The organism is Moorella sp. E306M (genome assembly GCF_006538385.1).
GTDB lineage: Bacteria > Bacillota > DSM-521 > Neomoorellales > Neomoorellaceae > Neomoorella.
Genome location: NZ_BJKO01000001.1, coordinates 1,324,715 through 1,346,933 on the forward strand (window position 1 = coordinate 1,324,715; position 22,219 = coordinate 1,346,933).

Annotated in this window: 22 protein-coding genes and 1 other annotated feature; all 22 genes read left to right on the top strand. The window is 56.1% G+C overall.

The genetic code is table 11. The features are described from left to right. Window positions 1-52 precede the first annotated feature (52 nt). Window positions 53-259, top strand: coding sequence for a copper chaperone CopZ (gene copZ, locus FLZ89_RS07090; protein WP_141263419.1), 207 nt, complete (start codon window positions 53-55; stop codon window positions 257-259). A gap of 139 nt (window positions 260-398) precedes the next feature. Further along, the gene (locus FLZ89_RS07095; protein ID WP_141263417.1) at window positions 399-1,271 is read left to right on the top strand and encodes a peptidase MA family metallohydrolase; all 873 of its coding nucleotides are present in this window, start codon (window positions 399-401) and stop codon (window positions 1,269-1,271) included. A gap of 331 nt (window positions 1,272-1,602) precedes the next feature. Further along, on the top strand, window positions 1,603-2,742 hold the full coding sequence (locus tag FLZ89_RS07100) for a S1C family serine protease (protein ID WP_172613485.1): 1,140 nt from the start codon (window positions 1,603-1,605) through the stop codon (window positions 2,740-2,742). Window positions 2,743-2,748: 6 nt separating this feature from the next. Further along, window positions 2,749-3,231, top strand: coding sequence for a 23S rRNA (pseudouridine(1915)-N(3))-methyltransferase RlmH (gene rlmH / locus FLZ89_RS07105; protein WP_141263413.1), 483 nt, complete (start codon window positions 2,749-2,751; stop codon window positions 3,229-3,231). 216 nt (window positions 3,232-3,447) lie between these two features. Further along, window positions 3,448-4,758, top strand: coding sequence for a putative manganese-dependent inorganic diphosphatase (locus FLZ89_RS07110; protein WP_141263411.1), 1,311 nt, complete (start codon window positions 3,448-3,450; stop codon window positions 4,756-4,758). A gap of 155 nt (window positions 4,759-4,913) precedes the next feature. Next, window positions 4,914-6,254: an MFS transporter gene (locus FLZ89_RS07115; RefSeq protein ID WP_141304684.1), complete on the top strand. Its 1,341-nt coding sequence runs from the start codon at window positions 4,914-4,916 to the stop codon at window positions 6,252-6,254. A gap of 47 nt (window positions 6,255-6,301) precedes the next feature. Continuing rightward, window positions 6,302-6,580: a binding site (T-box leader), on the top strand. Window positions 6,581-6,684: 104 nt separating this feature from the next. Then, entirely contained in the window at window positions 6,685-7,749 is a 1,065-nt protein-coding gene (gene aroF, locus FLZ89_RS07120) for a 3-deoxy-7-phosphoheptulonate synthase (RefSeq protein WP_141263407.1), read from the top strand. A gap of 180 nt (window positions 7,750-7,929) precedes the next feature. Continuing rightward, the gene (locus FLZ89_RS07125) at window positions 7,930-8,364 is read left to right on the top strand and encodes a DUF1934 domain-containing protein (protein WP_141263405.1); all 435 of its coding nucleotides are present in this window, start codon (window positions 7,930-7,932) and stop codon (window positions 8,362-8,364) included. Between the two features lie 43 nt (window positions 8,365-8,407). After that, window positions 8,408-10,090 carry an arginine--tRNA ligase gene (argS, locus tag FLZ89_RS07130; RefSeq protein ID WP_141263403.1) on the top strand — a complete coding sequence of 561 codons (1,683 nt, stop codon included), beginning with the start codon at window positions 8,408-8,410 and terminating at the stop codon, window positions 10,088-10,090. A 32-nt stretch (window positions 10,091-10,122) separates the two neighbouring features. Beyond that, window positions 10,123-11,736, top strand: a complete 1,614-nt coding sequence (locus FLZ89_RS07135) for a CTP synthase (protein ID WP_141263401.1) — start codon at window positions 10,123-10,125, stop codon at window positions 11,734-11,736. Further along, window positions 11,733-12,821, top strand: coding sequence for a lipid II:glycine glycyltransferase FemX (locus FLZ89_RS07140; protein ID WP_141263399.1), 1,089 nt, complete (start codon window positions 11,733-11,735; stop codon window positions 12,819-12,821). Before FLZ89_RS07135 ends, FLZ89_RS07140 begins: the two co-directional genes overlap by 4 nt. 36 nt (window positions 12,822-12,857) lie before the next feature. Then, entirely contained in the window at window positions 12,858-14,096 is a 1,239-nt protein-coding gene (alr, locus tag FLZ89_RS07145) for an alanine racemase (RefSeq protein ID WP_141304685.1), read from the top strand. Window positions 14,097-14,209: 113 nt separating this feature from the next. After that, window positions 14,210-14,560 (top strand): response regulator, encoded by a 351-nt coding sequence (locus FLZ89_RS07150; protein WP_141263395.1) that lies wholly within the window; start codon window positions 14,210-14,212, stop codon window positions 14,558-14,560. A 149-nt stretch (window positions 14,561-14,709) separates the two neighbouring features. Then, window positions 14,710-15,384 (top strand): hypothetical protein, encoded by a 675-nt coding sequence (locus FLZ89_RS07155; protein WP_172613486.1) that lies wholly within the window; start codon window positions 14,710-14,712, stop codon window positions 15,382-15,384. Window positions 15,385-15,427: 43 nt separating this feature from the next. Then, a complete protein-coding gene (locus FLZ89_RS07160) occupies window positions 15,428-16,300 on the top strand; it encodes a class II fructose-1,6-bisphosphate aldolase (protein WP_141263391.1) in 873 nt (290 codons plus the stop codon). Between the two features lie 37 nt (window positions 16,301-16,337). Beyond that, window positions 16,338-16,490, top strand: a complete 153-nt coding sequence (locus FLZ89_RS07165) for a DUF1540 domain-containing protein (protein ID WP_141263389.1) — start codon at window positions 16,338-16,340, stop codon at window positions 16,488-16,490. 234 nt (window positions 16,491-16,724) lie between these two features. Continuing rightward, window positions 16,725-17,372, top strand: a complete 648-nt coding sequence (gene fsa / locus FLZ89_RS07170) for a fructose-6-phosphate aldolase (RefSeq protein ID WP_141304686.1) — start codon at window positions 16,725-16,727, stop codon at window positions 17,370-17,372. A gap of 19 nt (window positions 17,373-17,391) precedes the next feature. Beyond that, entirely contained in the window at window positions 17,392-18,672 is a 1,281-nt protein-coding gene (gene rho, locus FLZ89_RS07175) for a transcription termination factor Rho (RefSeq protein WP_141304687.1), read from the top strand. A 191-nt stretch (window positions 18,673-18,863) separates the two neighbouring features. Then, window positions 18,864-19,760 carry a peptidoglycan DD-metalloendopeptidase family protein gene (locus FLZ89_RS07180; protein ID WP_141304688.1) on the top strand — a complete coding sequence of 299 codons (897 nt, stop codon included), beginning with the start codon at window positions 18,864-18,866 and terminating at the stop codon, window positions 19,758-19,760. Window positions 19,761-19,884: 124 nt separating this feature from the next. Next, window positions 19,885-20,085 (top strand): 50S ribosomal protein L31, encoded by a 201-nt coding sequence (gene rpmE / locus FLZ89_RS07185; RefSeq protein WP_141263381.1) that lies wholly within the window; start codon window positions 19,885-19,887, stop codon window positions 20,083-20,085. Continuing rightward, window positions 20,075-21,016: a DUF1385 domain-containing protein gene (locus FLZ89_RS07190; protein ID WP_141263379.1), complete on the top strand. Its 942-nt coding sequence runs from the start codon at window positions 20,075-20,077 to the stop codon at window positions 21,014-21,016. Before rpmE ends, FLZ89_RS07190 begins: the two co-directional genes overlap by 11 nt. 129 nt (window positions 21,017-21,145) lie before the next feature. Continuing rightward, window positions 21,146-22,216, top strand: a complete 1,071-nt coding sequence (gene prfA / locus FLZ89_RS07195; RefSeq protein WP_141263377.1) for a peptide chain release factor 1 — start codon at window positions 21,146-21,148, stop codon at window positions 22,214-22,216. Window positions 22,217-22,219: the final 3 nt, after the last annotated feature.

Sequence of the window (22,219 nt, forward strand, 5' to 3'; positions counted from 1 at the left end):
CGGTAGATTATAATACCTATATACCCATACCGGGTAGGAAGGAGGTGACGGTATGGCGGAAGTTGTCCTGCAGGTCGAGGGGATGACCTGTAATCACTGTAAAATGAGCGTGGAAAAGGCCCTGGGGGGCCTGGAAGGCGTCACGGCAGTAGCAGTCGACCTGGCGGCCAAGACGGCCCGCGTTACTTATGATCCTGCTAAGGTAAACCTGGAAGCTATGAAAAAGGCTGTAACTGAGGCAGGTTATGAAGTAAAATAGACAGGATATTACCAAGCAAACTTTTTTACAAAATCCGGAGCCAAGCCTGCTCCGGATTTTTTACACTCATTACCAGTGAAGCTGCCGCCAGCAATATAGTATAATCGAAACGGGAGAGCCCCTGGGGGAGGGGAGAAACTTGTTACAACACTGGTGGCAGGTAATTATTGTTAGCTGCCTGGCTGTGCTGGCAGTTGCAGTAGTTATCCTGGCGCGTACTACAGCTTTACCGCGTACCTTAAGCTATAGCCTGGTCCGCCAGATAGTGGCAGCACATACCGCCTGGCAGACCCGTAATTGGCAGGAGATAGATAGCTCCCATTTCCGCCTTCGCTACCGGCAGGAGGATGCCGCTATCGCACCCCTGGTCCTGGCAACCGCCGAGGAGGCTTACGGGCCGGTGGGTGCTATGTTACAACATGCACCCCATGGTAAAACTTTAATTATACTTTACCCTGACCGGGAGAGTCTTGCGCGTCAGTTTGGTTGGGCAGCCAGCGAAAGTGCCATGGGGGTTTACTGGGGCGGGGTTATCCGTGTCCTTTCGCCCTTTGACTGGGTGGCCGGCCGGGACCTGAAAGAGATTGCCCATATTTTTGCTGTTTCAGGACCCGTAGCCCATGAATTGACCCACCTTATGGTGGACGAGAAGGCGCGGGGTAACTACCCGCGCTGGCTGACGGAAGGTATTGCCCAGTATATAGAAAAGGAACTTACCGGCTTTACTATGCCGGGTTCGCCGGATGCTACTGGCTGGTATCCATTAAAGGCCATGGATTATGGATTTGATAGCCTGCCTGATCAGGCCCTGGCGTACCGCCAGTCGTTTTTAATGGTTGCCTACCTGGTAGAAAAGTGGGGCTTACCCGCCTTACGCCAGGTCCTGGAACGCCTCGGCCGGGGGGCTCCCCTGGAAAGAGCCTTCCAGGAAGTCCTTGGCGTCAGCACTGTTACCTTTGAGGAAGCCTTTTCCCGGGAATTTCCGGTAAGCAGGTTTTCACAAAGCCTTTAACTTTTCTTCACAAAAATATCACATCTGCGGGTTATATTAAAACCAAACAGATACCCTATAAGGGTATTCTTCGAAATGGAGGTGCGATTTACATGCTCAGGCTCAAGAGGTACTTCTTGCGCCCGGTGGCCCACTGTTCCGGCGGTCACAGTAGGTAGTCCTGGGCATGACGTTAAACTGCCCAACCATCCTCCCTTATAGCTTTTTCCTTAGCTCCTGGAATGGCTTCCGGGAGCTTTTTTTATCTTTAAATTATAAAATAGTGGTCGGCAGGTAATATTAGAACTGAAGGAGAGCAAGCAGTCTTCATTTGGAGCAAGGAGGCATTATTTTGCGTTATCCTTTTCCCGGCAGCTTAAAGTACGTGCGGATCGTGGCAATAATCCTGCTGTTTTTTTTCGGTGCGGTCCTCGGTGCCGGGACGGCCATTGTCATGGCCCCCCGCCTGATGCAGCGGCCCCTGGCGCCGGCACCTGGATCTACGGCCCCCTTAACTCCACCAGCGGGACAACCGGTCCAGTTTACGGACAGTTCACCGGTAGTTACCATTGCCAGGCAGGTTGGCCCGACCGTCGTTGGGGTGGCGGCCATGACGGGCCGCAGCTTTACGGGTGATGGCGGGATAAAACAGGGTTCGGGCGTTATTTTTGACGGTGCTAACGGCTATATCGTCACTAATAACCATGTCATTGCCGGCGCTGAGAGGGTCACCGTCAGCCTCGATCATGACCATGTTTACCCGGCCACCGTCGTGGGAGTCGATGAGCGAAGCGACCTGGCAGTTTTGCAGATCAAGGGAACCAATTTACCCCAGGCCCGCCTGGGAGATTCGGGCGCTGTCCAGGTGGGAGAGACGGTAGTGGCTATTGGCAACCCCCTGGGTCGGGCATTTGCCCGTTCGGTAACGGTGGGGGTCATCAGTGCCTTGAACCGGGAAGTGACCGTGCCCGGGCCCCACGGAGCAGAGATCACCTTGCGGACCCTGCAGACCGACGCTCCCATTAACCCCGGCAACAGCGGCGGTGCCCTGGTAAATTTAAGGGGAGAAATTATCGGCATTAACAGCGTTAAAATAGCCGCCAGCGGGGTAGAGGGGATGGGTTTTGCCATCCCCATCAACGATGCGCGTCCTATTATCGACCAGATCTTAACCCGGGGCTATGTTACCCATCCTTTTCTAGGCGTTTATAACCTCCGGGAGATTACCCCGGAAATGGCTCGGTGGTATAATATACCGGAGGGGGTATATATCGGCGGCATCTTTAATGATGGCCCGGCGGCTAGGGCCGGGCTACAGGTAGGCGATGTCATTATCGCTGTGGACAACAATAAGGTGACGAGCTATGCCGATATCCAGAGCTTGATTAATAAAAAATTACCGGGGGATAAGGTAACTTTAACTGCTGTGCGCCTGGCCGGCAAAAAGCAGCTTAATTTTACAGTAACCCTCGGTGAGTTGCCGTCGAAATAAGGAAGCATGCAGCATATTGATATTGTAGCCGTGGGCCGTGTACGGGAGCAATACCTGCGTGCCGGGATAAACGAATACTTAAAGCGCCTGCAGCCCTATGCCCGGGTGCGCATCCTGGAAGGCCCCGAAAGCAAGGTCCCGGAGCCTTTGAATCCGGCCCGGGTCGAGCAGATCCTGGCCGCGGAAGGAGAAGGACTGAAGCGTCTCCTGCGGCCGGGCGCTTATACCATCGCCCTGGATCGGGAAGGCTTGATGCTATCTTCAGAAGAGCTAGCAACGCGGCTTGCCGATTTAGCCCTGGCCGGGCGCAATAACCTGGCCTTTGTTATTGGCGGTACCCTGGGCCTGGCTCGAGACCTCCTGGAAGCTGCCGACCTGCGCCTCTCTTTTTCCCGCTTTACTTTCCCGCACCAGCTCATGCGGTTAATCCTGCTCGAACAGCTCTACCGTGCCTATAAAATCCAGCGCGGAGAAACCTATCACCGCTAAAGATCCCATCCTCAATTCCATAAACGCCAGCCCCGCATGTGCACGCCTTTGCGGATGGTGGCTGACCGCCAGGGGTGGCACCTTCCCGAGCCCTTGTCTTTTCTTGCTTCTTACAATAGAATTTAGTGAGGTTATATAAGTTCAGCGTAAAATGTGGAGAGTAACCTGCCTTGAGAACGAAGTCGTAAGCAGTTCTTTTGAAAGGGGATCAAGACTATGGGGAAAGAGATCCTGGTAATTGGGCACCAGCGACCGGATACGGATTCTATTGCCGCGGCCATTGGTTATGCCGCTTTAAAGAATGAACTGCACCAGGGGGGGTTCCAGGCCGCCAGGTGCGGCAAACTCAATCGGGAAACGGAGTTTGTCCTATCTTATTTCGATGTCACTGCCCCGCCTTTAGTTAACGATGTCCGTACCCGGGTAAAGGATGTCCTGGACGGCGGGCTCCTCTTCATCCATCCGGAAGCTACAGTGCGCCAGGCAGGTATTTTTATGCGCCAGCATGGCGTTAAAACCCTGGCTGTTGTCGATAACGACCGGCGTTTATTGGGTCTTTTTACTATGGGGGACCTGGCACGGTTACTCCTGGAAGCCTGGGATACGGGCAACGTGCCTATGGACGAACCCGTTCAGCAGGTGATGCAAAGGGATAACCTGGTGGTTTTTCACCAGGACGATCTTATCACGGAAGTCCGCCAGACCATGCTGGACACGCGTTACCGCAATTACCCGGTAGTCGACGATGACCACTGCCTGGTGGGTTTAATTGCTCGCTATCACCTCCTGGCCATGCGGGGCAAAAGGGTTATCTTGGTCGACCATAATGAAAAGAGCCAGGCCGTGCCCGGCATTGAAGAAGCGAAGATCCTGGAGGTCGTCGATCACCATCGCCTGGCTGATATCGAAACGGCCGAGCCCGTGATGGTTCGCAATGAACCGGTAGGGAGCACGGCAACAGTTGTCAGCAAGATGTACCGCGAACAGGGCCTTGAACCCGATAAAGGCATTGCCGGCGTCCTGTGCGCGGCCATCCTATCCGACACCCTGCTTTTTAAATCACCAACAAGCACTTTAACCGATAAAGAGCAGGCAGGGTGGCTGGCCGGGATAGCAGGGATAGACGTTAATGATTTTGGCCGGGATATGTTCCGGGCCGCTTCTTCCCTGGTCGGCCGCTCGGGACGGGAAATTATCCTGGAGGACTTTAAAAACTTCAACTTTGGCGGTACCACCGTCGGCATTGGCCAGATTGAGATTATCGATTCCGGCACCCTGCCGGTTGGCCGCCAGGAACTCATGGCCGAACTGGAAAAGCTTCAGGTAGAAAGGAATTATGATTTAATTGTCCTGATGGTCACCGATTTGATGCGTAACGGTACGGAGCTGCTGTTTACCGGGCCCCAGGCACGGGCCGTGGAACGGGCCTTTAATGTTGCTGCAGGAGCGGGCAGCGTCTTTTTGCCCGGGGTCATGTCCCGCAAAAAACAGGTGGTACCGCCTTTACAGCGCCTGTTGCAGAAGTAAAAGATAATGGCGCCTCCAGAGGGGTGAAAGGAGGCGCCATTGCTTTTATAACATGTTTTACCACTATATCTTTACACATAATATTTACATCTGTCTTGACATATGATAAGATAGTGATGCCGCCAGTTTGGTGAGGTTAAGGAGGGAGACGTTCTTTGAGTATTGCCCGTCGTTTAGAAGGACTACCCTTAGGGGGCTTTCATTACCGGCTGCTCTTTATCTGCGGCATCGGCTGGCTTTTCGACGCTATGGACGTGGGCCTGGTCGCCTTTGTCCTGCCAGCAGTGGGTAAAGAATGGCATCTTTCTGCCGCCCAGTTGGGGGCCCTGGGCAGCATTGGCCTTTTAGGGATGGGCCTGGGTGCAGTTTTGGGTGGAACTTTAAGTGACCTCCTGGGCCGCAAAAGGGTCTTTACTTACACCCTGATTTTTTACGGTGTAGCTACTTTCCTGGCAGGACTGGCAGTTAATTACCCCTGGCTGATGTTTTGGCGCTTCCTGGTGGGCCTGGGTCTGGGGGCAGAGGTACCGGTGGCCTTTACCCTGATGAGCGAATTTTCACCAGCCCGGTACCGGGGTCGCATGGCGGTCTTGCTGGAAAGCTTCTGGGCCTTTGGGTGGATTGCTGCAGCACTGATAGGCTACCTGGCCGTACCCCGGTGGGGCTGGCGCCTGGCCTTTTTTATCGGTGCCCTGCCGGCCTTGTATGCTGCCGTTTTACGCCGGGCTCTACCGGAATCCCCCCGCTATCTGGAGAAAACAGGTAAAGTTGAAGCGGCTGAAGCAATAGTGGCCATGGTGGAGAAAAGCAGCGGCGGCCCTGCGGGAGAAACACCACCTGGCCAGGAAGGGGAAGGAGAGACTGCAGCCAGGGTAACCGTAAGGGATCTCTGGTCGCGGCGCTATTTCCGGCGCACCCTCTGCCTGTGGCTTTTATGGTTCGGGATTAACTTTTCTTATTATGGCATTGTCACCTGGTTGCCTTCCCTGATGGTGGGCAGGGGTTTTACCATCATCAAGAGCTTTGAATACGTTTTAATCATGACCCTGGGCCAAGTACCGGGCTATTTCAGTGCCGCCTACCTGGTGGAGAAGATCGGCCGTAAAGCCACGCTGGTGACTTATCTGGCCCTGAGCGGGGCAGCGGCCTACATGTTCTCCCTGAGCACCACCACCGGCCAGCTTATTCTCTGGGGCCTGGCAGTCTACTTCTTCAACCTGGGAGCATGGGGTGTCCTTTACGCCTATACGCCGGAACTTTACCCCACGGCCATCCGGGCTACCGGTTCCGGCTGGGCCTCCTTCTGCGGCCGCATTGGCGCCATCCTCGCTCCCCTGATAGTAGGGCAGATGCTGGTTCTTATGGGCCAGGCGGCCGCCTACCCGGTGATCTTCCTCCTCTTTACCGCTGTCTTTGTCGTCACGGCTCTGGGAATGCTTATCTTGGGGATTGAAACAAGGGGTAAAACCCTGGAGGAACTTTCTTTTACCCCTTGACGCCGGCCGCGTCCATCTGTTAAATTATCCTTACACAACCAGGTAAAATAAATCCCATGAAGGGGAAAAGTAGGCTTTAGCGGCCTGCCCAGCGAGCCGGTGGCGGTGGGAGACCGGCCGGGAAGCTAGAGCTGAAGTTCGCCCCGGAGGAGCAGGCTGAAGGCCGGCAACAGCCGGCTGGGTAGGCCGGGCCGGAGCTCCCGCCGTTAAAAGGGAGGGGGTATCGGAAGGGACCCCTGGTGATGCCTTTCCCGTACCCTTTAATGAGCGGGCTGCTTTGGCAGCCAAATAGGGTGGTACCGCGGGTATAACTCCTCGTCCCTAGGACGGGGAGTTTTTATTTTGCCGTTATTTCCAGAAGCTCCTTATAAGGCGTTAAGCCCCGTCAAAATAACACAATCCTATTTTCGCAGGATGGGAGGAACGGACTGTGATCATCGTTATGAAACCGGGAGCAACCCGGGAGCAGATCGAGGCTGTGAGCGAGCGCCTGGTGGAACTGGGCTTTAAGACTCACCCCATTTACGGCCAGGAAAAGACTGTTATCGGCGCCATTGGCGATAAGAAAGCCCTGAGTTCGGAAGCCATCATCAACCTGCCCGGCGTAGAAAAAATCGTTCCCATTATGAAGCCCTACAAGCTGGTCAGCCGGGAACTGAAGGAGACACCGTCCATAGTGCGGGTCGGCGGGGTGCCGGTGGGCGGCCGCGGTCTGGTGGTTATGGCCGGGCCTTGTGCCGTGGAAAGCGAGGAACAGCTTTTGAGCACGGCCCGGGCCGTCAAGGCCGCTGGTGCCCAGATCCTGCGCGGCGGCGCCTTTAAACCGCGGACTTCTCCCTATGCCTTCCAGGGCCTGGAAGAAGAAGGCATCAAAATGCTGGCCCGGGTGCGCGAGGAGGCAGGATTGCCCTTTGTCACCGAAGTTGTAGACACCCGGGATGTAGCCCTGGTAGCCGAATATGCCGACGCCATTCAGATTGGCGCCCGCAATATGCAGAACTTCCGTCTCCTGAAGGAAGCCGGGGCTACCGGTAAACCCATCCTCCTGAAGCGGGGCCTGGCGGCGACCATCGAAGAGTGGCTCATGGCGGCCGAGTACATCCTGGACAGCGGCAACCCCAACGTGATTTTATGCGAGCGGGGGATCCGTACCTTTGAGACGGCCACCCGTTTCACCCTGGACCTGGCCGCCGTAGCTGTGGTAAAGGAAAACTCCCACCTGCCGGTGATCGTTGATCCGAGCCACGGCACGGGCAGCTGGCGCCTGGTCCTGCCCATGGCCCGGGCTGCGGTAGCCGCCGGCGCCGACGGGCTAATCATCGAGGTGCACCCCGATCCGGCCCGGGCCCTGTGCGATGGTCCCCAGTCCCTGCACCCGGAAACCTTTGACCGCCTGATGGGCGAACTGGCGCCGGTAGCCCTGGCCGTCGGCCGCGGCCTGGCCCCCACAGGGCTATTTCTAGAAAAGGCTGCCTCCCTTACGGTCGATAAGTAACCACAGTTTATATAAGCTCTCAGCCAGGAGCTTTCTTTTTTGACCAGGTGATAATTGTTATAGCAGGGTATAATTAACAACAAGAATTGTTAAATTATCATTAAAAATAAAAAGGAGATCGTTCTTTTCTGGAGAATTATAACTTGAGGACCCAAAAAATCCCGAAGGGATGTGCGTAGCTTGAAGAAGGACGTACTGGTCAAGGTTAAGGGCACCCAGACCAACGAGCTGGGGGAAAAGGATTCCATCGAGCTGGTTACCGAAGGTCGCTTCTTCATCCGGGATCAACACTACTACATCCTTTATAATGAAACCTGCCTATCGGGAATGGAGGGTACCACTACCACTTTAAAGGTCGAACCCCGGCGGGTAACCTTGAACCGCATGGGTACGGCCGAGCAGAAAACAACCTTTGAAGCAGGTATTTTAAATGCCGGTTTCTATGTAACTCCTTATGGTACTATGAAGATTACAGTTTTACCTTCGAAAGTAGAAGTTGACTTGACAGAACGGGGCGGAAGTATTAATCTAGAGTATGAATTGCAGGTCGGCCAGGAGAAAATCAGTGACAACCAGTTGGAAATCACCGTTGAGCACCTGGAAAACTATGCTTAAGCATGGAGAGAAGCTACGGGGTAAAAAGGAGTACAGGTAAGGCGTGAATATAGTACAGGAAACTAAAAGGCGGCTGGCAGCGGCACTGCGTGATGCCGCTGCCGCCGCCCGGGCAGCCGGTGATATAAGCTTTGAGGCGCTGCCTGATTTTGTAATTGAGGCGCCGCGGGATAAATCTCACGGCGACTTTGCTGCTAACCTGGCCTTGCTGCTGGCCAGGCAGGCCCGCCAGTCACCCAGGAACGTAGCGGAAATTTTAGTGCGACACCTGGAAATACCCCAACCCGGCGTGGCCAGGATCGAGGTGGCCGGACCGGGCTTTATTAATTTTACCCTGGACAACCAGTGGCTCTTGCCGGTATTGCCGGCCGTCCTGGCCGAAGACGAACATTACGGCTGGTCCAATATCGGCCAGGGGGTTAAAGTCCAGGTGGAGTTTGTCAGCGCCAATCCTACCGGGCTCTTGCATATGGGCAATGCCCGGGGGGCGGCCCTGGGGGATAGCATTGCCAACCTCCTTACAGCCGTGGGCTACGACGTTACGCGGGAATTCTATATAAACGATGCCGGCAACCAGATAGAGAATTTCGGCCTTTCCCTGGAAGCCCGCTACCTGCAGGCCCTGGGCTTTGATGCGACCCTTCCCCCCGACGGTTACCACGGGGAAGACCTGGTGGAGACGGTGCGCCATTTTATCGACCAGTACGGAGACAAGTACCTGGACGCCGACCCGGCATTACGCCGGGAAATGCTGGTCCGCTTTGCCCTGGAGGAAAAGCTGGCCGCCATCCGCCAGGTGCTGGAGGATTTTGGCGTTACCTATGATGTCTGGTTCAGTGAACAGTCCCTGCATGATTCCGGGGCTGTTGCCCGGGCCATAGCCGACCTGGACAGGGCTGGCTATATTTATGAAAAGGACGGCGCCCTGTGGTTTAAAGCCACCCGTTTTGGCGCCGAAAAGGATGAGGTGGTGGTGCGCAAGAATGGCCTGCCTACCTATTTTGCGGCCGATATCGCCTACCACCGCAATAAATTTGAACGGGGCTTTGAACGGGTCATCAATATCTGGGGCGCCGATCACCACGGTCATGTGGCCCGCCTGAAAGGGGCCCTCCAGGCCCTCGGTTATGACCCGGGACGCCTGGAAGTGGTTCTCATGCAGCTCGTCCGTCTTTACCAGGGCGGCGAGGTTTTACGCATGTCCAAGCGTACCGGCCGTTACGTAACGTTGAATGAGTTAATTGAAGAGGTGGGCCGGGACGCCGCCCGTTATTTCTTTGTCATGCTGAAGAGCGACAGCCACCTGGAATTTGACCTCGACCTGGCCCGGTCGCAGACGGCCGACAACCCCGTTTTTTACGTCCAGTACGCCCATGCCCGTATTTGCAGTATCCTGCGCCTGGCGAAGGAAAGGGGCCTGGAAGTCCCCCCGGCCCGGGAGGCCCGCCTGGATCTTTTAAAAGAACCGGCCGAAATGGAGTTAATCAAGCAGATTGCCACTTTACCGGAAACGGTGGCCGGGGCGGCCCAGGCTTTGGAGCCCCACAGGCTCACCCGTTTTGCCCATGACCTGGCCAGCCTGTTCCACAGTTTTTATACCAGCTGCCGCGTCCTGGCCGACGACCCGGAGTTAAGGAAGGCGCGCCTGGTACTGGTGGAAGCTACTCGTATAACATTGCGCAACGTCCTGCACCTCCTTGGGGTCAGCGCCCCGGAAAGGATGTAGGCTGAAGCAAAGAGTCTCTTGCGGAGGAAATTATGCCTGCGAAATTTATTTTTGTTACCGGCGGTGTCACCTCTTCTTTAGGGAAGGGGATAACCGCCGCTTCTTTAGGTAGACTTTTAAAGAGCCGCGGCCTGAAAGTCGCCATCCAGAAATTTGACCCCTATATCAACATTGACCCCGGCACCATGAGCCCCTACCAGCACGGTGAGGTTTTTGTCACCGATGACGGCGCTGAGACCGATTTGGACCTGGGTCACTACGAACGTTTTATCGATATTAACCTGACCCGGGCCAGTAACGTCACTGCCGGCAAGATTTACTGGTCGGTCATCACCAAAGAACGCCGGGGCGACTACCTGGGGGGAACTGTCCAGGTAATACCCCACATTACCAATGAGATTAAAGAACAGCTTTACCGGGTGGTCGAAGAAAGCGACCCGGATGTGGTTATCACCGAGATCGGCGGTACGGTGGGCGACATTGAGTCCCTGCCTTTCCTGGAAGCCATCCGCCAGATGAAAAGCGACATCGGTCGCGACCGCGTCCTCTATATCCACGTCACCCTTGTTCCCTACCTGCAGGCTGCCAGGGAAGCCAAAACCAAACCCACCCAGCACAGCGTCAAAGAATTGCGCAGTATCGGTATCCAGCCCGATATCATCGTCTGCCGGACGGAACGTCCCTTTTCCCGGGAAATGGAGGAAAAAATAGCCCTCTTCTGCGACATTGATCCCGATGCCGTCATCCAGGCCTGGGATGTCGATTCCATCTATGAAGTCCCCTTGTTGATGGAAAAGGAAGGCCTGGACAGCATTGTCGTGGAACGCCTGAAGTTGCAGTGCGGGCCCGCGCAAATGGATGACTGGCGCGCCATGGTAGAGCGCATGAAGAGCATTACCCGCCACCTGGAGATTGCCCTGGTGGGTAAATACGTAACCCTGCCCGACGCTTATTTAAGCGTCGTTGAGGCTTTGCGCCACGCCGGTTTCTATCACGGCGTCCAGGTGGACATCCGCTGGATCTACTCTGGCGAGCTGGAACGGAGCGGGCTGGAACAGCTGGAAGGAGTCGCCGGCATCCTGGTGCCGGGGGGCTTCGGTGACCGGGGCACCGAAGGCAAGATTTTAGCAGCCCGGTATGCCCGGGAAAAAAGGGTGCCTTACCTGGGTATCTGCCTGGGCATGCAGCTGGCGGTGGTCGAGTTTGCCCGCCATGTCTGCGGGCTTAAAGAAGCCCACAGCGCGGAATTCAACCCGGAAACCCCCCAACCGGTCATTGATTTATTACCGGAACAGAAGAATATAGCCGAGAAGGGCGGTACCATGCGCCTGGGGTTGTACCCCTGCCGGCTGCAGCCGGGAACGAAGGCCTACCAGGCCTACGGCGAGGAAGTAATCTACGAGCGCCACCGCCATCGCTACGAATTCAATAACAGCTACCGGGCGGAACTCACGGCCAGAGGTATGATCATCAGCGGGACTTCCCCCGACAACCGCCTGGTGGAGATTATCGAACTGGCCGACCATCCCTGGTTTGTCGCCAGCCAGTTTCACCCGGAATTCAAATCGCGGCCCAACCGGCCCCATCCCCTGTTCCGGGACTTTATCGGGGCGGCCCTGGCTTATCAAGGAGGGACAGGGGCATGAACCGCCGGGCGAGGCTCATCGGCCCTGAAGAGGAAAAACGCTTTGACGCCTTTATTGCCGGCCACCCCAAGGGCCATTTTCTCCAGTCCTACGGCTGGGGCGAGGTGAAGGCTACTACCGGGTGGCGACCTTTAAGGCTCGTCCTGGAGGAAGGGGGCAGCATCGTGGCTGCCGCCAGCCTTCTGAAAAGGCAGCTCCCTTACGTTGGCAAATCTATCCTCTATGCCCCCCGGGGACCGGTGGTGGACTTCCATGATCCTGCCCTCTTCAGCGAGCTCCTGGCTGCCATCGACAATGTGGCGCGGCAGGAAGGGGCTATCTTACTGAAGATCGACCCCGACATCCCGGAAGACGATACGGCCGTAAAGGAAATGCTGCGGGCAAAGGGTTTCCGCCTGGCCAACAAAGGGGCGGGTTTTGAAGGCGTCCAGCCACGCCATGTCTTCCGCCTCGACTTAACCCCTTCCCCGGAAGAGCTCCTGGCTGGCATGCACAGCAAAACCCGCTATAATATCCGCCTGGCGCAAAAAAAAGGCGTAGTTATCAAAAGGGACTGCACCCTGGATGACCTGCCAGTTTTTTACGAGATTTTAAAAGAAACCACCCTCAGGGACCGTTTTCTGGTGCGCTCCTACAGTTATTTTGAAACAATGTGGCGGGAAATGGTGGAGCGCGGCTACGCTAAACTCTTCCTGGCTTACTACCGGGGGGAAGCCATTGCCGGTACCCTGGCTTTTATCATGGGCGACAAAGCCTGGTACCTCTACGGCGCCTCCAGCAACCGCCACCGCAACGTTATGCCCAACTACCTCCTCCAGTGGACCATGATCCTGTGGGCCAGGGAACAGGGGTGCACCATGTACGACTTCCGCGGCGTGCCGGGTGACCTGGACGAAAAGAACCCCCTCTACGGCCTCTATCGTTTTAAGAAAGGCTTCAACGGTACCTTTACCGAGTTTATCGGCGAATACGACCGGGTTTACTCCCCCTTTTACTACTGGCTCTGGCAGTCGGTCCTCCCCCTCTATTCTCGTGGTTTCCGCCGCCTGCTTTTCTGGAAGAAAAAGGCTGCCACGGTGGAATGAAATTACTCTTTCAAGATAGGGTGGTGCCAATCCCCTGTGGACTTAGCAGAGCTAACCCGGCTGGTCGGCCCCCGCTGGATTGAGATCGAAGCTACAGCCATGGAGCATAACCTGTGCGCCGTCAAAAGCCTGCTCCAACCCCCGACCCGGCTGCTGGCCGTCATCAAGGCCGATGCCTACGGTGCCGGCGCCGTCGAGGCAGCCCGGATTTTTACGGCAGCAGGAGCAGACTACCTGGGGGTTACTACCCTGGCCGAAGGGCTGGAGTTACGCCGGGCCGGCATTACGGCTCCCATCCTGTTAATGAGCCCCCTGCTGCCGGAGGAACTGCCGCAGGCCCTGCACAATGACCTCACCCTGACCATCAGCAGCCGCAGCGGGGCTGAAGCGGCAGCGGCTGCCGCGGCGGCGATGGGCCGGCAGGCCCGGGTGCACCTGAAGGTAGAGACCGGCCTGCAGCGCACCGGCCTGGAACCGGGAGAAGTGGTCCCCCTGGCAAAGGAAATGCAGTGCTGGCCCGGGGTGCAACTGGAAGGACTCTACAGCCATCTAGCCGAAGCGGCCCGCCCGGGGGCAGCCCGCAGGCAGCTGCAATGTTTCCAAAAAGTTATTATGGACCTGGAAGGGCAGCAAATATCCCTGCCTTTAAAGCATATCTGCAACAGCACCGGCCTGCTGCTCCATCCGGAAATGCACCTTGATATGGTGCGGGCCGGCACCCTTTTGTACGGCCAGTTCCCTTACCGGGCTCCCCGTCGGGGCCTGGAATTAAAGAATCCCTGGCAGTTTAAAGCCCGCATTCTATTTATCCATGATGTGGCGGCCGGTACTCCCGTTGGCTATGGTGGCGATTATGTAGTCAAAAAGGCCACCCGGCTGGCCGTCATCCCTGTGGGTTATGCCGATGGCTTTGCTTTAACGGCCGTGAGCCGCCCCAAAAATCTAAACGACCTGGCCCGCCACCTGGCGAAGACCGTCCTGGCCTACCTGGGCCGTGGTGGCGGGGAGGGGACGGCAGTTACCATTGCCGGGCGGAGGGCGCCGGTGATAGGCCGGGTGGGCATGCAGCTCTCCATAGTCGACGTAGGTCACCTTACGGAGGTAGAGGTTGGGCAGGAAGTAGAGGTTGGCATCCGGCGACCGACGGCCAACGCCCGCTTGCCCCGGGTCTATTGCCGGGAGGGACAACCCTACCTGGTGCGGATGACCTCCGGGGAGATGGTGCCGGTAGGTTCCTCCGCCGCCCAAAGTTTAGCTCCTGAAGCAGGAATTTAGCGATTTATAGCTAAATATTGGATGATATAGAGGAGCTTGAGCGAAGTGCTGAAGAAGGGGGGCTTTGGGACCGCCGCGGTTGGAGGTGAGCTGGTCTGATAGACAAAAAGGTAATGGTAATTGACGACCAGCCGGGTGTACGTCGTTTAATTTGCGAAGCCTTGAGACAGCTTGGTTATAGCTTATGTGTAGCCAGTGAAGGTAGGGAGGCCCTCGAAAAAATTGCCAGCGAAGCGCCAGACCTGGTGATCCTGGATATAAAGATGCCAGGCATGAATGGAGTGGAGTTTTTGAAGGAATTGCGGAAACTTTCTGTTGCCACACCGGTGATAATCATCACGGCGTATAATGAGCTGGATCTGGTAGAACAAGCGAGTGAATTCGGTGCCCGGTATGTCCTGCAGAAACCCTTTGATATCAAGCAGCTATACCGGTTGGTGCAGGCGGCTTTGCAGCCGGAATAATGCCGGATCCAGGTAGCGGAAACAGTTGTAAAGTTGTTGTTACGAAAGGTAAGGGGGCCCTGCTGCTGGCAGGCCCTTTTAAATTTACCCTGGAGCAGGAATTTCTCCGGCTGCGGCGAATATGGAGGGGTGAGGAGGATTAAATAAAAGTGATTATCCACACCCTGAATGTTGTGGTTTTACGCTGTCCATCCTGCGGTCGCCTGGAGTTCCGCGGTTTTTCCCTCTTTAATTTTGCCGGCGGCCGGACATGGCAGGTAGAGTGCAGTTGCGGTACCCCCCTGCTAACCATCAGCAGGAAAAAAGGGAAAAGCTTCTGGCTCCAGTATCGCTGCGGCATGTGTGACAGCCTCCATATCAGCCGCCATACCCGCAAGGAACTGTGGTCGCGGGAGCTCCTGACCCTGACCTGTAAGGAGACAGAGCTGGAGGTAGGCTTCATCGGTCCCCGGGAAAAGGTGCAGCGCGCGGTGCAGCGTCATGACCGCACCCTGGCCCAGGTAGCCCGAGACCTTGGTTTCAGCGATTATTTTGAGGAACCGGACGTCATGTATCAACTGCTGTCCCTTATTTACCAGCTGGCCGAAGAAGGCCGGGTGAGCTGCGGCTGTGGCAGCGAAAACATAGAAATTGAAATTTTTCCCGGCCATTTGCAGCTGCGCTGCCAGGCCTGCCGGGCGGAAAAAAACCTGCCCGCCGCTACCATGGCCGACCTGGAGCAGGTAGAAAACTTGCAGGAAATCCGCCTGCCCGGTCACCTGGTAAGTAGAAATGGAACTCTTTCCAAGCAGCGTTATCGCCGCCGCCAGAAATCGCGGGTATAATGAACGGAAGTTAGAGGCACAATTTTTAAAAGGAGCTGAGCCTATGCCTTTAGTTACCCTGGCCGAGGTTCTCAAAGACGCTGATGCTAAGGGGTACGCCGTCGGCGCCTTTAACTGTAATAATATGGAAATTGTTCAGGCCATTATCAATGCCGCCGAGGCGGAAGGGGCACCGGTCATCATCCAGGCCAGCCAGGGAGCGATTAAATATGCCGGCCTGGAGTATATAACAGCCCTGGTGCGGGCGGCGGCTGCAGGGACCTCAGTCCCGGTGGTCCTGCACCTTGACCATGGCACTGACTTCAACCAGGTCCTGCGCTGCCTGCGGGCCGGTTTCACCTCGGTCATGATCGACGGTTCCAAATACCCTCTGGAAGAAAACATCGCCCTGACCAGGCGCGTTGTAGAGATTGCCCATGCCATGGGCGCTTCTGTCGAGGGGGAACTGGGTAGAATCGGTGGCACCGAGGACCACATCAGCGTGTCCGAGCGTGAGGCGACCATGACCGACCCCGAAGAAGCCAGGCGTTTTGTCGCCGAGACGGGCGTCGACGCCCTGGCTATTGCTATCGGTACGGCTCATGGCCGTTATAAGGGTACGCCCAAATTGGATTTTAACCGCCTGGCCGCCATTGACCGCCTGATCCCCACCCCCATAGTCCTCCACGGTTCTTCCGGCGTTCCCGATGCCGATATCCGCCGCGCTGTGGAACTGGGCGTCCGCAAGATCAACATCGATACCGATATTCGTATCGCCTTTGTCGAAGCTGCCCGCCAGGCCCTGGCAGCCAACCCCGACGAAATCGACCCCCGCAAAGTGCTGGGACCGGCACGGGAAGCTGCCACCGGTATTATCCGCCATAAAATGCAGGTCTTTGGCTGTGCCGGCCGCGTGCATATTTCTCCCCGGAGGTGAGAACCCTATAGGTAAACACCCTGAGGAGGTAGAGAAAATGGCGGGCATAAAATGTGGCGTAGAAGAGTGTCATTTCTGGGATAACATGGCCTGTACTGCTGATTCCATTGAAGTCAGGTCCAGTGGCGACCGCCAAGTCACCACTTCTGATGGGACAGCCTGCCATACTTTCCGCCCCAAGAAGAGATAACTTCAGCGGGCTTTAAAATAAGAGCCCCGCGGCTCTGCCGCCGGGCTCTTATCCTTAATCTAGACTTTTTCCAATCGCCAGCAGGATTCTGGCATTACATGGTGAATGATTTACTAAGGTATTACCCTTCTTTTTTTGCCAGATAACTTTCGTTTTTTATAGCCCTTCACCTATAAGTATCCAACCTCTCACTTCCCACATCTTACATCCATTTTACGGAGGTGCCCCTGAGAAGTGCGTATTTTCATCGATTCCGCCAATATTGAAGAGATTAAAGCAGCCAGTGATCTGGGTATAATTTCAGGTGTAACAACCAATCCTTCCCTGATTGCCAGGGAAGGGCGTAATTTTCGCCAGGTCGTGGAAGAGATCGCCGCTATTGTTGACGGCCCTATCAGTGCAGAAGTAATCAGTACGGAAGCCGGGGCCATGATAGCCGAAGCCCAGGAACTGGCAGCCATATCCCCCAACATTGTCATCAAGATCCCCATGATAGCCGAAGGCCTTAAAGCCGTCAAAAAACTGGCGGCTCAAGGTATTAAAACCAACGTTACCCTGGTATTTTCCGCCAACCAGGCGCTTCTCGCCGCCCTGGCCGGCGCAACCTATGTGAGTCCCTTTGTTGGGCGCCTCGATGATATCAACCACGACGGTATGCAGGTCATTGCCGATATTGTTCCCATTTATGCCCAGTACGGCCTGGAAACTCAGATTATTGCCGCCAGTATCCGCCATCCCCTCCATGTGCTCCAGGCCGCCCGCCTGGGTGCTGATATTGCCACCGTTCCCTATAAAGTTATCATGCAGATGGTAAAGCACCCCCTGACAGATGCCGGCCTGGCTAAATTTCTCGCCGATTGGGAGAAAGTAAAGGATAAGTAATTATGGAGGTTATTACCATTTGAATACTGCCGAGTTAGAAAGCAAGACCATGGTTGAGCTTTACCGGATAGCCAGGGAGCTCAATTTAAGCGGCTACTACCGCCTGCGCAAGAAAGAGCTGGTCTTTGAAATTGCCAAGGCCCTGGCCCAGAAGGAGCAGCAGGAACAGGAAAAGGAAGAGCAGCTGCAGGCCCAGGGCATCCTGGAGATCCTGCCGGATGGCTACGGCTTCTTACGACCCTTCGGCTACATACCCAGCGGCGACGATATCTATATCTCCCCTTCCCAGATCCGCCGCTTTGACCTGCGCACGGGAGACAAGGTAGCCGGGCTGGTCCGCCCTCCGAAGGATAACGAGCGTTTTTTCGCCCTGCTGCGGGTAGAGAAGGTCAACGGGGAAAACCCGGAGACATCACCGGAACGGCTGCACTTTGATGCCCTGACGCCCATATATCCTTACGAACGTTATACCCTGGAGACGGAGAATGGCGATCCCTCCACCCGGATTATCGACCTGATTGCTCCTCTGGGCAAAGGCCAACGCGCCCTGATCGTTTCCCCTCCCAAGGCCGGCAAGACCGTGCTGCTGAAAAAAATCGCCAATGCCATCACTACCAACTATCCCGACGTTGAGCTGATAATTTTATTAATCGACGAACGACCCGAAGAAGTCACCGACATCGAACGCTCGGTGCGGGGCGAGGTGGTGAGCTCCACCTTTGACGAGCTGCCGGAGAACCACGTCAAGGTGGCCGATATGGTCCTGGAACGGGCCAAACGCCTGGTGGAGCATAAAAAAGACGTCGTCGTCCTCCTGGACAGCATCACCCGCCTGGCCCGGGCCCACAACCTGGTCGTCCCTCCCAGCGGCCGCACCCTTTCCGGCGGCGTTGATCCAACCGCCCTTTACAAACCCAAACGCTTCTTCGGCGCTGCCCGCAAGGTCGAAGAGGGCGGGAGTCTCACCATTGTGGCGACAGCCCTGATTGAAACCGGCAGCCGTATGGATGAAGTTATCTTTGAAGAATTTAAAGGAACCGGCAATATGGAACTCATCCTGGACCGGAAACTGGCCGAACGCCGCATCTTCCCGGCCATTGACGTCAAGCGCTCCGGCACGAGGCGGGAGGAATTGTTGTTAAGCCCCGAGGAGCTGGAGCTGGTCTGGAATTTCCGGCGGGTCACCAGCGGTATGGGACCGGTGGAAGTGGCCGAGGTTTTAATTGAATCCATGCAAAAGACCAAAAGCAACAAAGACCTCCTGCGCGCCCTCCCGGCCATGTTCCCCCGGGAGCATTAGTGAGGCTAGCAACCCCGTTAGCAAAATGCTAAAAATAGTATAAACAAAGCCCAGCCAAAATCGGCAGTTGGCAATTGCAAGACTAACCCCGTCCAGAACGGGGTATATTTTTGTTCACGTATGGCTAAAATAAAGGCTAAATGGGAAGAAAGGCAACTTATACCATAATGGTAAAGAACAGGAGTGAAAAAATGCTGTACAAAAAGATGGCGGTAAGCCTGGCCCTGGGGTTGGCCCTGCTGGTTAACAGCCTTTTCGCCCTCCCGGCGCAAGGGGCCGTCATCGAGGATTTGCAGCAGGTGGCCACTGTCCTCGCCCCGGAAACCTACCAGGAATTGGCTGCCCGGGTTAATAACTATACCCGCATCTACCGGGTAGAAGAGGGTGATACCCTGGAACGCATTGCCCGCCGCTACCAGACAGACCCCGAACTGGTGGCGGTGATGAACTACCTGGAACCTGATGCCGCCCTGGCACCGGGACAGTTCCTGGTGTTGCCTCACGAAGCAGAGCAGAGCTATACGGTGGCTGCCGGGGACACTCTCTGGGATATTGCGCGGCGTTTTGACACCAGCGTGGAAAACCTGGCCGCCGCCAACGGTATTGTCGATGCCAGGCGGCTGCGAATTGGTATGGTCCTTACCATCCCCGGTTCACCGGGTGGGGTACCGGTCACCAGGGTAGAGGCGGTACCTGCTTCCCGTAGCTTAAGGCTGATTTCCTTTCTCTGGCCCCTCATCGGTGCCATTACCTCCGGCTTTGGCTGGCGGGATAATGAGTTCCACCACGGCCTGGATATAGCAGGTAAGGTCGGAGATAAAATCCGGGCTGCCTGGTCCGGGGTGGTAACTTTTTCCGGCTGGGGTAACGGTATCTATGGCAACATGGTTAAACTCGACCATGGCAACGGCCTGGAGACTGTTTATGCCCATAACTCCCGCAACCTGGTCAAGGTTGGCGAGTACGTCCGGGCCGGCGAGCCCGTTGCCGAAGTGGGTGGTACGGGCAATGCCACCGGTCCCCATCTTCATTTTGAAATCAGGGAAAGGGGCAAGGCCGTCAATCCCGAACGTTTCTTAAACAGGTAAAAAGGCCGGTTCGCCGGCCTTTTTTGATGGTAACGGTATTCCGCGCCAATTTTTTTCTTTGCACTGGCGGCTCTTTCATGTTATACTGATATGAGTTTGATTTTTCCGCGGAGGTGAAGATGGCGTGAAACCGGATATTCATCCCAATTACGACAAAGCGCGGATTATATGTGCCTGCGGTAATGTCATTGAGACACGCTCCACAAAAAAAGAGATCCGGGTAGAGATATGCTCCCAGTGCCATCCCTTTTACACTGGTACCCGGCAAAGGGTAGTTGAGCGTGGCGGGCGGATTGAGCGTTTCCGGAAAAAATATGGTCGCTAGGGCAAGAAGGCGGAGCCGCAGGCTCTGCTTTTTCCTATTGCCGGCGGCCCCCGAGGTGCAATACGGCGGCCAGGCCGTCATTGAGGGCGTGATGATGCGGGGGCCGCACAAAACGGCAGTAGCCATCCGTAAAGCCGGCGGCGAGATCCTGGTCGAGGCCGAACCCAACAGTTCCATCACTGCCCGTTACCCTGTTTTAAAACTGCCCCTGCTCCGCGGCGTTGTGGCCTTATTTGAGTCTTTAATCCTGGGTATCCGGTATCTAACCTTTTCGGCCAACCAGGCTATGGAGGGAGAAGAGGAGGAGTTAAGCACCAGGGACCTGGTCCTGACGGTAGCCATTGCCCTGGCGGCAACCGTGGGTTTCTTTGTCCTCCTTCCGGCCGGGGCGGCCCTGCTCCTCCATAACCATTTATCTATCTTCTGGCAGAATGTAGTCGAGGGGCTGCTCAGGATGCTCCTCTTTTTAGGCTACGTGGCGGCCATTGGCCGGGTCAAAGACGTCCAGCGCGTCTTCCAGTATCACGGGGCCGAGCATAAAGTAATTAATGCCCTTGAGGCAGGAGAAGATTTAAGGGTGGAAACGGTGCGGTCCTATCCGACCCTGCACCCCCGGTGCGGTACCAGTTTTCTCCTGCTGGTCCTGGTATTAACTATTGTCTTTTTTTCTATCGTTGGCCGGGGTGGAATTGCCTGGCGCCTGGCCTCCCGCCTGGTGTTGCTACCGGTAGTAGCCGGCCTGGCCTATGAACTGCTCAAATTCACCGGCCGCCATTTAAACGTACCCCTGGTGCGGGCCATAGCCGCCCCGGGACTCTGGCTGCAGAAACTTACTACACGGGAACCCGACGACGGCATGCTGGAGGTAGCCCTGGCCGCCCTGGAGGCGGTGCGGGAAAAGCCCCATCGGGAAAGTGATGCTTTCGCATAAGCTTTTGACCTGAGCAGCTGCTACTTAAAAGAGTTGAGGGCGGGCGCTCCGCGAGGGCCAGGGGAGCGCAAAAAGGTGCCGGCCTGGAGGGGAGTTGTTTTCTCAGGGTAAGAAAAGAGGTGATGCCATTTGCTGGAGAAGCTAGAACAGATCGAAGCTAAATATGAAGAGCTGGGACGGCTCATGGGCGACCCGGCAGTAATAGCCGACCCGGAGCAATTGCAGAAGCATGCCCGGGCCCACGCGGCCCTGGAAGAAATAGTTATGACCTTTCGCCAGTATCGCCGGGTCATGTCCGACCTGGAAGAAAGCCGCAACCTTCTGGAAGAAGAAAAGGATCCGGAGTTCCGCGACTTCCTTACAGATGAAATAAAACGCCTGGAAGAGGAAAGGGAGAACCTGGAACGGCAGTTAAAGATCCTGCTCCTGCCCAAAGATCCCAACGACGAAAAGAACATCATCATGGAGATCCGGGCCGGAGCCGGCGGCGATGAAGCGGCCCTTTTTGCCGGCGACCTTTTCCGCATGTACCAGCGCTATGCGGAAAAAAAACGCTGGCGGACGGAGATTATGAGCTCCCATCCTACGGAACTGGGAGGCTTCAAGGAGATTATTTTCCTGATTGAAGGCCAGGGAGTGTACAGCCGCCTGAAGTTTGAAAGCGGCGTCCACCGGGTGCAGCGCATCCCTACTACCGAGTCCGGCGGGCGGATTCATACCTCCACAGCAACTGTAGCCGTCCTGCCAGAAGCGGAAGAAGTAGATGTGGAGATAAACCCCGAGGACCTGCGTATTGACATCTTTTGTTCCAGCGGGCCCGGGGGCCAGTCCGTTAACACCACTTACTCGGCGGTACGGATCACCCACCTCCCGACAGGTCTGGTAGTATCCTGCCAGGACGAGAAATCCCAGCTGAAGAATAAGGAGAAGGCACTGAAAGTCCTGCGGGCGCGGCTCCTGGATATGGCCAGGGCTGAACAGGAGGGGGAACTGGCGGCCGAACGGCGCTCCCAGGTGGGTACCGGTGACCGCAGCGAGCGGATCCGCACCTACAATTTTCCCCAGAACCGGGTCACCGACCACCGCATCGGCCTGACCCTGCACCACCTGGATACCATCCTGGATGGCGAGCTGGACGAAATCATCGACGCCCTGGTGACCAGTGATCAGGCCGAAAGGTTAAAGAATATGGAGGCTTAAGGC

Excerpts from the sequence above, each read along its gene's own strand:
- copZ (WP_141263419.1), top strand. The coding sequence starts at position 53 with ATGGCGGAAGTTGTCCTGCAGGTCGAGGGGATGACCTGTAATCACTGT.
- rlmH (WP_141263413.1), top strand. The coding sequence starts at position 2,749 with ATGCAGCATATTGATATTGTAGCCGTGGGCCGTGTACGGGAGCAATAC.
- FLZ89_RS07110 (WP_141263411.1), top strand. The coding sequence starts at position 3,448 with ATGGGGAAAGAGATCCTGGTAATTGGGCACCAGCGACCGGATACGGAT.
- FLZ89_RS07135 (WP_141263401.1), top strand. The coding sequence starts at position 10,123 with ATGCCTGCGAAATTTATTTTTGTTACCGGCGGTGTCACCTCTTCTTTA.
- FLZ89_RS07140 (WP_141263399.1), top strand. The coding sequence starts at position 11,733 with ATGAACCGCCGGGCGAGGCTCATCGGCCCTGAAGAGGAAAAACGCTTT.
- FLZ89_RS07150 (WP_141263395.1), top strand. The coding sequence starts at position 14,210 with ATGGTAATTGACGACCAGCCGGGTGTACGTCGTTTAATTTGCGAAGCC.
- FLZ89_RS07160 (WP_141263391.1), top strand. The coding sequence starts at position 15,428 with ATGCCTTTAGTTACCCTGGCCGAGGTTCTCAAAGACGCTGATGCTAAG.
- FLZ89_RS07165 (WP_141263389.1), top strand. The coding sequence starts at position 16,338 with ATGGCGGGCATAAAATGTGGCGTAGAAGAGTGTCATTTCTGGGATAAC.
- FLZ89_RS07180 (WP_141304688.1), top strand. The coding sequence starts at position 18,864 with ATGCTGTACAAAAAGATGGCGGTAAGCCTGGCCCTGGGGTTGGCCCTG.
- FLZ89_RS07190 (WP_141263379.1), top strand. The coding sequence starts at position 20,075 with ATGGTCGCTAGGGCAAGAAGGCGGAGCCGCAGGCTCTGCTTTTTCCTA.